Below are 15,203 nucleotides of genomic sequence, written 5' to 3'. Positions count from 1 at the left end.
GTTGTTGATGTCGTGGCTCGCTCCTAAAGTTGAATCCAACAACTTACCCGATTGGAGACAACCATGACCGACACCTCGTATCACACCTTCTTCGGTTCGCTAGACGGCTATCGCAAAGGCGAAATCGAAATCACGAGCGGCGCCGCGCGCCACTACGTCTTCTCGAACATCTTCGAAGTCGCTTCGCAATCCGCGCCCTACGACAAGGTCGTCGTCGGCAAGAACCTCGAATACGTGATCGAAGTGCTGCGCACGGAAGGGCAGTCGCGCTGGTTCGCAAGTTCACACGACGAGTTCGCGATTCTGATGGACGGCGAAACACGCATCGACTTCATCAAGCTCGATACGCCGCCGCAGAACGTCCAGGGTTCGGTCCATGCGTCGAACGCAGGCGAGCAGCCCGCAGGCCGCGCGATGGGACACGTCGTGCTGCGCCGCGGCCATCAGGCGCTGCTGCCAGCCGGCTGCGCATATCGCTTCAGCGCGCAGAAGCCGGGCGTGGCGCTCGTGCAGACGATGCTCGGCAAGCTGTCGGTGGAGAAGTGGGCGGACATCTGCCTGCACTGACACACGTTCCCGCACACATCGCCCACAACATCAGGAGACACGACATGGCTACCCTCGACACGCTCGATCATCCCGCCGGTTTCGCGGCCGACACCGTCAAGGCCAGCGCGCCCGATCCCGTCACCGGCTATAAGCGCTTCACGCTCGGCGCCTTCGAATTTCTGCGCGACGAGTATTTCGTCAAGATCAACTGGCCCGCGAAAGGCCAGACCCGCACCCACGCAGTGCCCGCCGACGCCTTCCTGCGCGCGATGATGCGCGACGTCGCATGGGGCTTCTTCTACGGCTGGGTGAATTTCGATCACGTGTTCGGCACGCGCAATCACTACGGCAAGGTGGACATTTACGCGGGTTCGTTCAACGGCATCATGAAAGAAGCGGGCGTCGACTACATGGAGACCTTCGAAACGCCGACCATCATGGCGACCTTCAAGGCGATCCTGCACGACTGGACCAATGAGGGCTTCGATCCGTTCGCGGCGCCCGAGGAAACGGGCACGGCATTCGGCCGCAAGCATGGCGACAATGATGCTGCGATCGAACGCACGCGCATTGCCACGCGCCGCATGCCGGGCCTCGAAGGCGACTCGCCGCTGCGCGACGATCTGCCCATCAACCGCGCTTTCGCCGACGTATCCCAGGACGAGCCCGAGGTGCACGTCGAGCCCGGTTTCGAAGGGCAATTGCATGCGTTCAGCCTGTTCAAGTACCTGTCGCGTTCGGATGTGACGTGGAATCCGTCTGTGACGTCGGTATGCGGCCAGAGTCTGTTCTGCCCGACCACCGAGGAATACATCCTGCCCGTCTTCCACGGCAACGATCGCGTCGAATGGTTCCTGCAGCTGTCGGATGAAATCGTCTGGGACATCGGCGACAAGAACACGGGCGCGCCGCGTGCCCGCATCACGATGCGCGCCGGCGACATCTGCGCGATGCCCGCCGATATCCGCCATCAAGGCTATTCGACCAAACGCTCGATGCTGCTCGTGTGGGAGAACGCGACGCCGAATCTGCCGAAGCGTTATGAAAGCGGCGAACTGAAGCCGTATCCCGTCGACTTCTGAACCACGGCGTGCCTCGTTTGAATCAAGGATTTCACATGCAAAACCAACTCTTTATCGACGGCCGCTTCACCGATGCAGCCGAAGGCGGCACGATCGATGTGCTCAATCCGCACGACGGCTCGCTGATCACGAAGATCGCCGCCGCCACGGCCACCGATGTCGATCTCGCTGTCGCCGCCGCGACGCGCGCGTTCCCGAAGTGGGCGGGAATGGCTGCCGCCGAACGCGGGCGTCTGCTGTTGCGTCTCGCCGATGCGATCGAAGCGAACGCAGAAGAACTCGCGCAACTCGAATCGTTCGACACGGGTCATCCGATTCGCGATTCGCGTGCGCTCGACGTGCCGCGCACGGCGGCATGCTTCCGCTATTTCGGCGGCATGGCCGACAAGCTGCAAGGCTCGGTGATTCCCGTCGAAACCGGCTTTCTCAACTACGTGCAGCGCGCGCCCATCGGCGTGGTCGGGCAGATCGTGCCGTGGAATTTTCCGCTGATGTTCACGAGCTGGAAAATGGGCCCGGCGCTCGCGGCGGGCAATACCGTCGTGCTGAAGCCTTCGGAGATCACACCGCTTTCCACGCTGCGCATCGTCGAGCTGATGGCTGAAGTGGGCTTTCCCGCCGGCGTCGTCAACATCGTGCCGGGCTACGGCCATACGGCGGGTCAGCGGCTCGCCGAACATCCGGGCGTCGGCAAGATCGCGTTCACGGGTTCGACGGCGACGGGGCGGCGCATCGTCGAGGCATCGCAGGGCAACTTGAAGCGCGTGCAGCTCGAACTGGGCGGCAAGGGCGCGAACATCGTGTTCGACGACGCCGATCTCGATGCCGCGATCAATGGCGCGGCATGGGCGATCTTCCACAATCAGGGGCAGGCGTGCATCGCCGGCTCGCGGCTGATCCTGCACGAGCGCATTGCCGACCCGTTCCTCGAACGTTTCGTCGCGCTCGCTGCGTCGATCCGCGTCGGCAATCCGCTCGATCCCGACACCGAAATGGGACCGCTCACGTCGCTGCAACATCTGGAGCGCGTGAAGGCCTATGTCGACGTGGCGCGCGAGCAGGGCGGGCGCGTGCTGACGGGCGGCGGCGCGCCGCAGGATGCATCGCTCGCGAATGGCTACTACGTGCGGCCCACGGTGGTCGAAGCGAAGACACCGCAAGATCGCATCGCGCAGGAAGAAGTGTTCGGGCCGTTCGTTACGGTGCTGCGTTTCGGCAGCGATGAAGAGGCGCTCAAGATTGCGAACGGCACCGACTACGGACTCGGCAGCGGCCTGTGGACGCGCGATCTGTCGCGCGCGCATCGCACGGCGGGGCAGATTCAAGCGGGCATGTGCTGGATCAATTGCTACAAGCGCGTGAATCCGGGTAGTCCGTTCGGCGGCGTCGGAAAGTCGGGCTATGGACGCGAAATGGGCTACGAGGCGATGCACGATTACACGGAAGCGCGTTCGGTGTGGGTCAACGTCGACGGCAACGTGCCGCCGCATTTCAAGCGTTAAGGGCGATGACGGCGATGAAAGACTTTGTCTATCAGGGCACGCCGTCGCGCGTGGTGTTCGGGTGGGGCGCGCTGTCGCAACTGTCCGCCGAAGTCGAGCGGCTCGGCGCGCGGCGTGCGCTGATCCTCTCGACACCCGAACAGCACGGTTTGGCCGACGACGTTGCGCGCGTGCTCGGCGAACGCGCGGCGGGCGTGCATGCGCAGGCGGTGATGCATGTGCCCGTCGACGTGGCCCGCGCTGCCGTCGAAGCGGCAGCGTCACTCGATGCCGACTGCTGTGTCGCCGTTGGCGGCGGCTCGACGATCGGGCTCGGCAAGGCGATTTCACTGGAGTCGTCGCTGCCTATCATCGCCGTACCGACCACATACGCCGGCTCGGAGATGACACCGATCTACGGCCTCACGGAAGGGCGCGTCAAGCGCACGGGCCGCGACCCACGCGTGCTGCCGCGCACGGTGATCTACGACCCGTCGCTCACGCTGACGTTGCCGCCGTCGATCTCGGCGGCCTCGGGCGTGAACGCGATTGCGCATGCCGTCGAAGCGCTCTATGCCGAGGACGCGAACCCCATCATCAGTTTGATGGCGGAAGAATCGATCCGCGCGCTGGGCGAAGCGTTGCCGGGCATCGTGCGCAAGCCGGACGACGCCGACACGCGCAGCCGCGCGCTGTATGGCGCGTGGCTCGCGGGCAGTTGTCTGGGCGCCGTCGGCATGGCGCTGCATCACAAGCTGTGTCATACGCTCGGCGGCACGTTCAACTTGCCGCATGCGCAGACGCACGCCGCGATGCTGCCGCATACGGCACACTACAACCACGAGGCCGCGCCCGACGCGTTGACGCGCGTCGCGCGGGCGCTCGGCGGCCAGCACGCGCGCGAGGCCGGCCCGCTGCTTTACGATTTGAACCGCGCGCTCGGCATTCCGTTGTCGCTCGCGGAGATCGGCATGCCTGAAGCGGGCCTCGACGAAGCCGCCGAGCTTGCGTGCCGCAATCCGTATGCGAACCCGCGACCGATCGAGCGCGACGCGATCCACGCGCTGCTGCAGCGCGCATGGCGGGGCGTAGTGCCCGCCTGAACACAACCAAGCAGGAAGCTGGAGGAAGACATGACGACGGACGATCGAGAGGCCGAACGAGCCTTGACTGAGCAAGTGGTGGCGAGCTTCGCGAACACGGAAGACACACGGCTGCGCACGCTGATGCAAAGCCTCGTGCGGCACATGCATGCGTTCGTGCGCGAAGTGGAACCGACGGAAGCCGAGTGGATGGCGGCGATCCGCTTTCTGACCGCGACGGGCAAGATGTGCGACGACCTCGTGCGGCAGGAGTTCATCCTGTTGTCGGATACGCTGGGTGTGTCGATGCTCGTCGATGCAATCAATCACCGGCTGGCCACGGGCGCGACCGACACAACCGTATTCGGGCCGTTCTATATCGAAGGGATGCCGGAGCGCGCTTACGGCGAGAACATGGCCTTCACGCCGGGCGCGCCCGCGCTCGTCCATGGCCGGGTCCTGACGACCACGGGCGAGCCCGTTGCGGGCGCGTTGCTCGACGTGTGGCAGACGGCCGACAACGGGATGTATTCCGGGCAGGACACGGCGCAGCCGCATGGCAATCTGCGCGGACGTTATCGCACGGACGCCGAAGGCCGCTATGCGATCACGACGATCGTGCCCGTCAGCTATCCGATTCCAACGGATGGCCCGGTCGGCAGGATGCTCGGAGCGACGGGGCGGCATCCGTGGCGTCCCGCGCATCTGCATTTCATGATCAAGGCGCCGGGCTATCGTACGCTCGTCACGCATCTGTTCGACAAGGACGATCCGTATCTGCAATCGGATGCCGTGTTCGGCGTGAAGCCTTCGCTGCTGGTCGCGTACGGCGAACGCTCCGCAGGCGACGAACTCGCTCGCCGTTTCGGCTTTGACGGCAACTATCGCGAGGCGCGCTACGACTTCGTTCTGGATGGGAGCGCCACGTCATGAGACGCTACTTCGCCGTGTTCGCAACCGACAAGCCGCAGATGCGCGAAGTGCGCGAACGCGTGCGGCCGAGTCATCGCGCGTATCTGCGCAGCGCGCCGTCGCATGGCGTGTTCGTACGGCTCGGCGGACCGACGCTCGCGCCGCATTGCGATGCGATGAACGGCACGCTGCTCGTTGTCGAGGCGGATGGCATCGGCGACGTGATGGCGTTCGTCGGTAACGATCCGTACATGCAGGCAGGGCTGTTCGAGCGGGTCGAGGTGCGCCCTTGGGACTGGAGTCTCGGCAACCCGGAGCAGCGCGTATGAACGGAGAGACGAACCGCCTGTGCAGCCTCGGCGACGTGCCCGACGGCGGCGCGCGCGTCGTGGACCGCGCGGATCGGCCCGTGATACTCGTACGGCGCGGCGACAGCGTGTGGGGCTATGTGAACCGCTGTCCGCATTTTTCCGTCCGGCTCGATTTCGAAGAAGGGCAGGTGTCGTGTTATCGCGCGCAGGTGTTGATGTGCGCGCATCACAGCGCATTGTTCCGTTTCGAGGACGGACGCTGCATCGAAGGGCCATGTGCCGGGGCGGCGCTGGATGCCGTCGATGTGCGGGTGGATGCCACGCTGTCCGTCGTCGAAGTTGGCTTGTGAGTTTTTCGCCGGATCACGCCGCAACCCATGAGGCCGCCCACCAGGCGCGAGCAGGCAGTAAGATGTCGACTCTTTCCCTCGATGAGTGCTACTTCGATGCAAGTGCTGGTTGACGCGGACGCCTGCCCAGTCGTCGTCAAGGAGATACTGTTTCGCGCCGCGCGGCGTGTCGAGGTGTGCGTGACGCTGGTCGCGAACCAGTATCTGCGGACGCCGCCTTCCCGCTTCATCAAGGCAATACAAGTGCCGTCGGGCTTCGACGCTGCCGATGACCGCATCGTCGAACTGGTTCAGGACGGCGACCTCGTGATCACGGCGGACATCCCTCTCGCCGCCGCTGCGCTCGACAAGGGCGCGCATGTGCTCGATCCGCGCGGAAGCTGGTTTAGCCGCGAGAACATCCAGGAGCGTCTCACGATGCGCGACGTGATGGATCAACTGCGCAGTTCAGGTGTTGAAACGGGCGGCCCGACGCCGTATTCCGCCAATGACGGCAAGGTGTTCGCAGGACAATTGGACCGTTTCCTCGCGCGCCGCCGCGCTGTGTAATCTCGCGTCCTTCCGTGCGATGAATTGCCACTCAACCGGCATGGTGACCTAAAGTAGCAGATGTGGATCCGCGTGACTTCACGCGCCGCAAGCATTTTGCATAGTCGGGCGTCAGTCAGGCGACATCATTCTCGTGGCGATAGATGACAGCGGGTGCATCGCTCCCCGTTGTATCGAGCCCACTTTTATACAGCGACCGATTCATTCGATGCCGCGGCAATCGAGCGGTGAATTGGCGCTGATGGCAGGTCTCCACGTCCTTGAAACCTGATGGGACGTCGCATGAGTATCGTCTGCCACATGAATCTCTGGATCGACCGATCGAGAGGAGAGTGCGATGGCGAATCAACCGGTGCCGTCCGCCGAGGCAGCAATTGAAACTCCCACTACAGGCTGGCGTGCAATCGTTCCGCCCGCACAATGGCTCGCGGGTTATCAATGGCACTGGCTTTCCGCCGATGCAATCGCCGGTGTGACACTCGCCGCCTATGGGATACCGGTGTCGCTCGCCTACGCGACGCTGGCAGGACTGCCGCCGCAATACGGCATCTACTGCTACCTGGTCGGCGGACTGTTCTACGCGTTTTTCGGATCGTCGCGCCAACTGGCTATCGGTCCGACGTCGGCGATTTCGATGCTCGTCGGTGTGACCATCGCGGACATGGCAGGCGGCGATCCCGCGAGATTCGCATCCATTGCGGCGCTGACCGCAATCCTGGTTGCCGTGATGTGCGTGCTGGCGTGGATCTTCAAACTGAGTTCACTGGTGAATTTCATCAGCGAAACGATATTGCTCGGTTTCAAGGCGGGTGCGGCGCTGACTATCGCGTTGACCCAATTGCCGAAGCTGTTCGGTGTCAAAGGCGGCGGCGAGCAGTTCTTCGAGCGCGTCACGATTCTCGTCGGACAGCTTCCCGATACACAACTCGTCGTACTCGTCTTCGGTATCGGCGCGCTCGTTCTTCTGCTATTGGGCGAGAAATTTCTTCCCGGTCGTCCCGTTGCATTGCTTGTCGTGCTGTTGTCCATCGTCCTGCTTACGGCGACGCCGCTTCGCGAGATGGGTTTCAAGGTGGTCGGCACGTTACCCGGCGGCTTGCCCGAATTCCACTTTCCGGCGCTGCGTGTACGCGATGTCGACGGCATCATTCCTTTGGCGTTCGCGTGCCTGCTGCTGTCATATGTCGAAAGCGTATCGGCCGCGCGCGCGATCGCGCAAAAGAACGGTTATGAAATCGACCCGCGTCAGGAACTGCTGGGGTTGGGCGCGGCCAATCTCGCGGCAGGCTTCTTCCAGGGCTATCCGGTGGCGGGCGGTTTGTCGCAGTCGTCGGTCAATGACAAGGCCGGTGCAAAGACACCGCTTTCGCTCGTGTTCGCTTCGATCGCAATCGGTCTGTGTCTGTTGTTCCTGACGGGACTGCTTACCAATCTGCCCAATGTGGTGCTTGCCGCGATCGTACTCGTTGCGGTCAAGGGACTCGTGGACATCCGCGAATTGCGTCATGTATGGCGCGTGAGCCGCTATGAATTCCTCGTGTCGATGCTCGCATTCGTCGCCGTGCTGGAGCTGGGCATCCTGAAGGGTGTGATAGTCGCGGTTCTCGCATCGATGCTGCTGCTCATCAGGCGCGCTGCGCATCCGCACGTAGCGATACTGGGGCGCATTCCAGGCACGCAACGCTATTCAGATGTCGAACGTCACCCGGACAACGAGGCGGTGCCAGGCGTGCTGATGTTTCGCGTGGAAGCGTCGCTGCTCTACTTCAACACCGAACATGTCCGGGCAACGGTGTGGGAGAAGATCCGATCGAGTGCGACTCCGATCAAGCTGGTGATCTGCGACTTGTCCAGTTCTCCGTTAGTCGATCTTGCCGGCGCGCGGATGTTGGCGGGACTGCAAGCGGGTCTCGCCAAACGCGGGATGCTTCTGCGGATCGTGATGGCCCATGCAGGCGCGCGCGACATCCTGCGGGCGGAAGGTCTTGAGGAGCGGGTCGGTCATCTGGGGCGGCGTGTCACGGTGAGCGACGTGGTCGATGCGTTCTTGCAAGGCGCCGACACAACGTCCCTCAGTTTGGACGAGACTGGAAAAGGACCGTTGCCGGATGCAACCAGGATGGCGTGAGCCTTCGAACGGTGACGACTGCCTGAAGTATTCATCACGCGAAGCGCGGTACAACCTGAGAGGTTAAAGCGAGGGGAACATCATGGAATTTTTGCTATTAGCGGCAATCTTCTTCACGTCGGCGGGATTTCTTATCGGCGGGGCGGCAGAGAAGACTCCGACAGCGACGGTTGCGCCGGCTCCTGCTTCGGGAGCGGAAGGCGAAACCAAGGTTCCGCAATTGCGTCTCCAGTTGCCGGGGTTGGACGCGGCGCACGTTCAGCAGGATTCCGGCTCACAGTCCCGGACCTAAGCATCAAACGATGGGTAAGTGGGAATGAGCTTGCCGCTGGCTCGTCGTTTCCGTCTTCCGCACAGTCATTCCACGCGAAGAAAAAAGAAAAAAATACGTGGCATGCGGACAAGCGTCGGAAATAGATGCCGATAATTCTGCTTGATACGCCGTTGGAAGTCCGACGTGGCGAAATTTTCAGCGGCGTACGGTAAATCCACCTATTTCTTATTTACCATTTTCAGCGGCAAATTCAAAAGCTGCCTGATAAATTCGATCCTGCCAGTCGCGGGATCGTCGTCAGCGCGCGCGTAGTGAGTCTTTACCTGATCGAGTACGACGCAACCTTCTATTGCTGAAGCCGCTCCCGGTCTCTATAAACCAACGACGTTCGAACGAGAACGTCCACGATAACGCACCGCTTACTTGTGACACGTGAGGAACGCATGGATACGTTCGAAGTCGAGTCACCGCTGCATTCCGATGAGCAGCTTTCCCATATCGCGGCGGCGTTGAATGCATTGCGGCGGGGCGACACGTCGTATCGTCTGCCTGAAAACTGGACGGGCAAGGCGGCCGAGGTTGCAAGCGAGTTCAACCTGTTGTCGTCGCAGACGCGGCACATCGGGCAGGGTCTCGGCAGGATCTCGCGACACCTGTCGGGCCACGGCGAGTTGAAGCAGGAGATTGCAATCGAGAGCGACGCATTGACGGGCGTCTGGCTCGACAGCGCATCGCACGTCAATCTTCTGTTCGAGAGCGTAACAACGGCCAACGAGTGCACGAAAACCGTCCTCGGCGCGCTGGCTTCACTTCAGAAAGGCGAAGCGGCGTCGTTGCCTGAGGACTGGACGGGCATTCACGGCAAGGTCGCGAACGTCTTCAACGACGTGGTCGAACAAAATGTGCGCATCGCGGAAGAACTTGGGCGGTTGAGCAAGGTAGTCGGCAAGGAGGGACGGCTGAAAGAACGCGCGGCGCTTCCCTACGCACGCGGATTCTGGGGCGATTCGATCGACGCAGTGAACTCTTTGATCGCCGACCTCGTGCATCCGACGAGCGAAGTCGCGCGCGTCATCGGCGCGGTTGCGCAGGGCGATCTTTCGAAGAGCATGGCGCTGGAAGCAGACGGGCGTCCGTTGCAAGGCGAGTTTTTTAGAACTGCCAAGACGATCAACACGATGGTCGAGCAACTCGGTACGTTCGCGGTCGAAGTCACGCGCGTGGCGCGCGAGGTGGGCACGGAAGGCAAACTCGGCGGTCAGGCGGATGTGCAGGGCGTGGCGGGTACATGGAAAGATCTGACCGACTCGGTCAACTCGATGGCGGGCAATCTGACGAGCCAGGTGCGCAACATTGCCGAAGTGACGATGGCTGTGGCGGCGGGCGATCTGTCGAAGAAGATCACCGTCGACGTGAAGGGCGAAATCCTCGAACTGAAGAACACGATCAACACGATGGTCGACCAGTTGCGCTCGTTTGCCTCTGAAGTGACACGCGTGGCGCGCGAAGTGGGCACGGAAGGCAAGCTCGGTGGCCAGGCGGATGTGCAGGGCGTGGCGGGCACATGGAAGGACCTGACGGATAACGTGAACTTCATGGCGGGCAATCTGACGAGTCAGGTGCGCAACATCGCCGAGGTGACGAAGGCCGTTGCAGCAGGCGATCTGTCGAAGAAGATCACCGTCGACGTGAAGGGCGAGATCCTCGAACTGAAAAACACGATCAACACAATGGTCGATCAGTTGCGCTCGTTCGCGTCCGAGGTGACGCGCGTGGCTCGCGAGGTGGGCACGGAAGGCAAGCTCGGCGGGCAGGCGGATGTGCAGGGCGTGGCCGGTACGTGGAAGGACCTCACCGATTCGGTCAACTCGATGGGCGGCAATCTGACCGCGCAGGTGCGCAATATCGCCGACGTGACGACGGCCGTTGCAGCGGGCGATCTGTCGAAGAAAATCACCGTCGACGTGAAGGGCGAAATTCTCGAACTGAAGAACACGATCAACACGATGGTGGATCAGTTGCGTTCCTTCGCGTCCGAGGTGACGCGTGTGGCGCGCGAGGTAGGCACGGAAGGCAAGCTCGGCGGCCAGGCGGATGTGCAGGGCGTCGCGGGTACGTGGAAGGATCTGACGGACTCGGTCAACTCGATGGCGGGGAACCTGACCGCACAGGTGCGCAATATCGCCGACGTGACGACTGCGGTTGCGGCGGGCGACCTGTCGAAGAAGATCACCGTCGACGTGAAAGGCGAAATCCTCGAACTGAAGAACACGATCAACACGATGGTGGATCAGCTCGGTTCCTTCGCCTCCGAAGTGACGCGCGTGGCGCGCGAGGTGGGCACGGAAGGCAAGCTCGGCGGGCAGGCGGATGTGCAGGGCGTCGCGGGTACGTGGAAGGATCTGACGGACTCGGTCAACTCGATGGGCGGTAATCTGACTGCGCAGGTGCGCAACATCGCGGAAGTCACGAAGGCCGTGGCAGCGGGCGACCTGTCGAAGAAGATCACCGTCGACGTGAAGGGCGAAATCCTCGAACTGAAGAACACGATCAACACGATGGTGGATCAGTTGCGCTCGTTCGCGTCCGAAGTGACGCGCGTGGCGCGCGAGGTAGGCACGGAAGGCAAGCTCGGCGGGCAGGCGGATGTGCAGGGCGTGGCCGGCACTTGGAAGGACCTGACGGATAACGTGAACTTCATGGCAGGCAACCTGACGAGCCAGGTGCGCAATATCGCCGACGTCACGAAGGCCGTCGCAGCAGGCGATCTGTCGAAGAAGATCACCGTCGACGTGAAAGGCGAAATCCTCGAACTGAAGAATACGATCAACACGATGGTGGATCAGCTCGGTTCCTTCGCCTCCGAAGTGACACGCGTGGCGCGCGAGGTGGGCACGGAAGGCAAGCTCGGCGGGCAGGCGGATGTGCAGGGTGTGGCCGGTACATGGAAGGATCTGACCGACAACGTGAACTTCATGGCGGGCAATCTGACGAGCCAGGTGCGCAACATCGCCGACGTCACGAAGGCCGTGGCTGCGGGCGATCTGTCGAAGAAGATCACCGTCGATGTGAAAGGCGAAATCCTCGAACTGAAGAACACCATCAACACGATGGTGGATCAGTTGCGCTCGTTCGCGTCGGAAGTGACGCGCGTGGCACGTGAAGTAGGCACGGAAGGCAAGCTCGGCGGCCAGGCGTATGTGCAGGGTGTGGCGGGCACGTGGAAGGATCTGACCGACAACGTGAACTTCATGGCGGGCAACCTGACGAGCCAGGTGCGCGGTATCGCGAAGGTGGTGACGGCCGTCGCGAACGGAGACCTCGCGCGCAAGCTGACCGTCGAGGCCAAAGGCGAAGTGGCGGCGCTCGCGGACACCATCAACAGCATGACGGAAACGCTCGCGACCTTTGCCGATCAGGTGACGACGGTTGCGCGCGAGGTCGGCGTGGAGGGCAAGCTCGGCGGTCAGGCGAAGGTGCCGGGCGCGTCGGGCACATGGAAGGGCTTGACGGAGAACGTCAACCAGCTCGCCGCGAACCTGACGACGCAAGTCCGCGCCATTGCCGAAGTGGCGACGGCGGTTACACAGGGAGACCTGACACGCTCGATTACGGTCGAGGCGCTGGGCGAAGTCGCAGCGCTGAAGGATACGATCAACGAGATGATCCGTAACCTCAAGGACACGACACAGGTCAACACAGAACAGGACTGGCTGAAGACGAACCTCGCGAAGTTCAGCCGCATGCTCCAGGGGCAGAAGGATCTCGTCGCGGTCGGGCAATTGATCCTGTCGGAACTGGCGCCCGTCGTCGGCGTGCAGCAGGCGGAATTCTTCGTACTCGATTCATCCGAACATGCCGTGTCGCTGCGCCTGATGGCGAGCTATGCATCGAGCGGTCATTCGGCGCATGGCAAACGCGTGCAGATGGGCGAAGGGCTGATCGGTCAATGCGCGGTCGAGCGCCGCAAGATCCTGCTGGAGTCGTCGCCCAGCGAGCGTGTCCGCATCGCGTCGGGTCTGATCAGCATCGTGCCGCACAACGTTCTGGTGCTGCCCGTCGTTTTCGAAGGGCAGGTCAAGGGTGTGATCGAACTCGCTTCGTCCGAGTGCTTCAACCCGACACACCTCGCGTTTCTCGATCAGCTGACGGAAAGTATCGGCATCGTCATCAACACGATCGAGGCCAACACCCGCACGGAGGATCTGCTCAAACAGTCGCAGTCTCTCGCGCGTGAATTGCAGAGCCGTCAGGAAGAACTGCAAACGACGAACGAAGAACTGCAGGAAAAAGCGCGTTTGCTGGCGCACCAGAACCAGGAAGTGGAACGCAAGAACACCGAGGTCGAGCAGGCGCGCCAGGCGCTCGAAGAAAAGGCCAAGCAGCTTGCGTTGACGTCGAAGTACAAGTCGGAGTTTCTGGCCAACATGTCTCACGAGCTTCGCACACCGCTCAACAGCCTGTTGATTCTTTCCGATCAGCTATGCAAGAACTCCGAGGGCAATCTCTCGACAAGGCAGATCGAGTTCTCGCGCACGATCCATTCGTCGGGCAATGAACTGCTGATGCTCATCAACGATATTCTCGACCTGTCGAAGATCGAGTCGGGTACGGTCGCGATGGATTTTGCGGAGCATCGTCTTGCGGATTTGACGTCGTATGTGGAGCGTACGTTCCGGCACGTCGCCGAGGCGCGCAACGTCGACTTCGTGATCGAACTCGGCACGCATCTGCCCGTATCGATTCGCACCGACATCAAGCGTCTGCAACAGATCCTGAAGAACTTGCTGTCGAATGCTTTCAAGTTCACGCATCGAGGTCACGTGACGCTGTCGGTCGACGAAGTGTCGGGCGGCTGGAGTGCGGACAATGAGAGACTGGATGGTGCGCCTGCATGCATCGCATTCTCGGTGTCGGACACGGGCATCGGCATTTCGGCAGACAAGCAACAGATCATCTTCGAGGCATTCCAGCAAGCCGATGGCAGCACGAGCCGAAAGTACGGCGGCACGGGCCTCGGCCTCGCGATCAGCCGCGAGCTGTCGAAACTGCTGGGAGGTGAAATCCGGCTCATCAGTTCGCCGAACAAGGGCAGTACGTTTACGCTCTATTTGCCGCTGTCCGCTGAAATGGGGCGCGTCGCGCGCAAGAGTGTTTCTGTGTCCGGCGACGCGGCGCCTGCAGCCGTGCTCGATGACGGTGTCAGCGAACTCGATATGCTCGCTGCCCATGAGTTCGTCGATACCGTCGTGAGCGACACGCGCGACCTGGTGAGCACACCCGAGGACGATCGCTTCGGCATCATGGACGGGGACCGCGTGCTGATGATCGTCGAAAACGATCTGGCGTTCGCGCATTTTCTTCTCGACGCGGCGCGCGAGCAGGGTTTCAAGGGACTCGTCACACCGCTCGGCGCACCGGCGTTGACGCTTGCCGAACAGTTCAAGCCCGATGTGATCACACTCGATCTGTTCCTGCCCGATATGGACGGCTGGCGTGTTCTGGGGCGCCTCAAGAACGATATGGCGACACGTCATATCCCCGTCTGCGTGATTTCGACGGACGAGTCGCGTGAACGCGCGCTCAAGGCGGGAGCATTCGCCTTTCTTACCAAGCCGATCCAGGCGCGTGAAATACTGGACGATGCGTTGCGCGTGCTGGCGCTCCATGCCAGTGCGGAGCCGCGCAAGCTGCTCGTCGCGCTGGAGGATTCACCGGAACGGAAGCAGTTCGCCGCGTTGCTTTCCGGCGAGAGAATTGCACCGGTATTCGCCGACACGCGCGAACAACTGCTGAACGCACTTGCCGACGGGCAAGTGTCCGCTGTCGTGATGGGCACGGAAATGTTCCAGGCCTCCAGCGACGAGATGAGCGCCGCACTGTCGCAGCGCGGCACTTTTGCCCCGCTGCCGATGATCGTTTTTGCACCGGGTCAGGCGGCCGTCCCGTGGACGCGCGAGATCGAATGCTTCAATCCGTTCGTCGCGCCCGACATGAGCCGGTTGCTCGACCTGTCCGTCGGATGGTTGCACTGCGACCGGAAATGGCTGCCGCAGCAGGCACGCGACATCATCGAAAGCCTGCATGGGTCCAGCGAGGATCTGGCCGGGCGCAAGGCGTTGATCGTCGATGACGACATGCGCAACATCTTCGCGCTGGCGACCGTCCTCGAAGATCATGGAATCCGGCACGTCTGGGCCGACAACGGCAGAGATGCGATCAGGCTCGTCGAAACCGACTCCGAAATCGACATCGTGCTGATGGACATCATGATGCCGGAAATGGATGGCCTCGTTACCACGAGTGCAATCCGCAAGCTGCCCGTCGGTCGCACGCTGCCCATCATCGCGGTCACTGCAAAAGCAATGAAGGGCGATCGCGAGCGTTGCATCGAGGCGGGTGCGTGGGACTATCTGTCGAAGCCGGTCAACCGCGAAGATCTTCTTGCGGTGCTGCATGCCTGGCTGCATCGGTAGGAGGACGCA

Annotated in this window: 11 protein-coding genes; all 11 read left to right on the top strand. The window is 62.0% G+C overall.

Going from position 1 to position 15,203, the window contains the following annotated elements; genetic code table 11:
* Positions 1-63 precede the first annotated feature (63 nt).
* Positions 64-567, top strand: coding sequence for a hydroxyquinol 1,2-dioxygenase (locus G3N95_RS24720; protein WP_205972698.1), 504 nt, complete (start codon positions 64-66; stop codon positions 565-567).
* Positions 568-611: 44 nt separating this feature from the next.
* Positions 612-1,631: a hydroxyquinol 1,2-dioxygenase gene (locus G3N95_RS24715; RefSeq protein ID WP_205972697.1), complete on the top strand. Its 1,020-nt coding sequence runs from the start codon at positions 612-614 to the stop codon at positions 1,629-1,631.
* A gap of 35 nt (positions 1,632-1,666) precedes the next feature.
* Positions 1,667-3,133, top strand: coding sequence for an aldehyde dehydrogenase family protein (locus G3N95_RS24710; RefSeq protein WP_205972696.1), 1,467 nt, complete (start codon positions 1,667-1,669; stop codon positions 3,131-3,133).
* Positions 3,134-3,147: 14 nt separating this feature from the next.
* The gene (locus tag G3N95_RS24705) at positions 3,148-4,215 is read left to right on the top strand and encodes a maleylacetate reductase (protein ID WP_205972695.1); all 1,068 of its coding nucleotides are present in this window, start codon (positions 3,148-3,150) and stop codon (positions 4,213-4,215) included.
* A gap of 30 nt (positions 4,216-4,245) precedes the next feature.
* Positions 4,246-5,127 (top strand): intradiol ring-cleavage dioxygenase, encoded by an 882-nt coding sequence (locus G3N95_RS24700; RefSeq protein WP_205972694.1) that lies wholly within the window; start codon positions 4,246-4,248, stop codon positions 5,125-5,127.
* On the top strand, positions 5,124-5,435 hold the full coding sequence (locus tag G3N95_RS24695; RefSeq protein WP_205972693.1) for a YciI family protein: 312 nt from the start codon (positions 5,124-5,126) through the stop codon (positions 5,433-5,435). The genes G3N95_RS24700 and G3N95_RS24695 overlap by 4 nt, the downstream gene beginning before the upstream one ends.
* Positions 5,432-5,767, top strand: a complete 336-nt coding sequence (locus tag G3N95_RS24690) for a Rieske 2Fe-2S domain-containing protein (RefSeq protein ID WP_205972692.1) — start codon at positions 5,432-5,434, stop codon at positions 5,765-5,767. The genes G3N95_RS24695 and G3N95_RS24690 overlap by 4 nt, the downstream gene beginning before the upstream one ends.
* Positions 5,768-5,863: 96 nt before the next feature.
* Entirely contained in the window at positions 5,864-6,316 is a 453-nt protein-coding gene (locus tag G3N95_RS24685) for a YaiI/YqxD family protein (RefSeq protein WP_205972691.1), read from the top strand.
* Between the two features lie 337 nt (positions 6,317-6,653).
* The gene (locus G3N95_RS24680; RefSeq protein ID WP_205972690.1) at positions 6,654-8,444 is read left to right on the top strand and encodes a SulP family inorganic anion transporter; all 1,791 of its coding nucleotides are present in this window, start codon (positions 6,654-6,656) and stop codon (positions 8,442-8,444) included.
* An 82-nt stretch (positions 8,445-8,526) separates the two neighbouring features.
* Positions 8,527-8,736 (top strand): hypothetical protein, encoded by a 210-nt coding sequence (locus G3N95_RS24675; protein ID WP_205972689.1) that lies wholly within the window; start codon positions 8,527-8,529, stop codon positions 8,734-8,736.
* Positions 8,737-9,161: 425 nt separating this feature from the next.
* Complete coding sequence (locus G3N95_RS24670) at positions 9,162-15,194, top strand: HAMP domain-containing protein (protein ID WP_205972688.1); 6,033 nt, start codon at positions 9,162-9,164, stop codon at positions 15,192-15,194.
* The last annotated feature ends 9 nt before the right edge of the window (positions 15,195-15,203 follow it).

Origin of the sequence: Paraburkholderia sp. Tr-20389, from assembly GCF_017104565.1 — a bacterium.
Lineage (GTDB): Bacteria > Pseudomonadota > Gammaproteobacteria > Burkholderiales > Burkholderiaceae > Paraburkholderia.
The sequence above is the reverse complement of the archived record's forward strand: the minus strand, read 5'-3'. Positions and strand labels throughout refer to the sequence as shown.

Excerpts from the sequence above, each read along its gene's own strand:
- G3N95_RS24720 (WP_205972698.1), top strand. The coding sequence starts at position 64 with ATGACCGACACCTCGTATCACACCTTCTTCGGTTCGCTAGACGGCTAT.
- G3N95_RS24715 (WP_205972697.1), top strand. The coding sequence starts at position 612 with ATGGCTACCCTCGACACGCTCGATCATCCCGCCGGTTTCGCGGCCGAC.
- G3N95_RS24710 (WP_205972696.1), top strand. The coding sequence starts at position 1,667 with ATGCAAAACCAACTCTTTATCGACGGCCGCTTCACCGATGCAGCCGAA.
- G3N95_RS24705 (WP_205972695.1), top strand. The coding sequence starts at position 3,148 with ATGAAAGACTTTGTCTATCAGGGCACGCCGTCGCGCGTGGTGTTCGGG.
- G3N95_RS24700 (WP_205972694.1), top strand. The coding sequence starts at position 4,246 with ATGACGACGGACGATCGAGAGGCCGAACGAGCCTTGACTGAGCAAGTG.
- G3N95_RS24695 (WP_205972693.1), top strand. The coding sequence starts at position 5,124 with ATGAGACGCTACTTCGCCGTGTTCGCAACCGACAAGCCGCAGATGCGC.
- G3N95_RS24690 (WP_205972692.1), top strand. The coding sequence starts at position 5,432 with ATGAACGGAGAGACGAACCGCCTGTGCAGCCTCGGCGACGTGCCCGAC.
- G3N95_RS24685 (WP_205972691.1), top strand. The coding sequence starts at position 5,864 with ATGCAAGTGCTGGTTGACGCGGACGCCTGCCCAGTCGTCGTCAAGGAG.
- G3N95_RS24680 (WP_205972690.1), top strand. The coding sequence starts at position 6,654 with ATGGCGAATCAACCGGTGCCGTCCGCCGAGGCAGCAATTGAAACTCCC.
- G3N95_RS24675 (WP_205972689.1), top strand. The coding sequence starts at position 8,527 with ATGGAATTTTTGCTATTAGCGGCAATCTTCTTCACGTCGGCGGGATTT.
- G3N95_RS24670 (WP_205972688.1), top strand. The coding sequence starts at position 9,162 with ATGGATACGTTCGAAGTCGAGTCACCGCTGCATTCCGATGAGCAGCTT.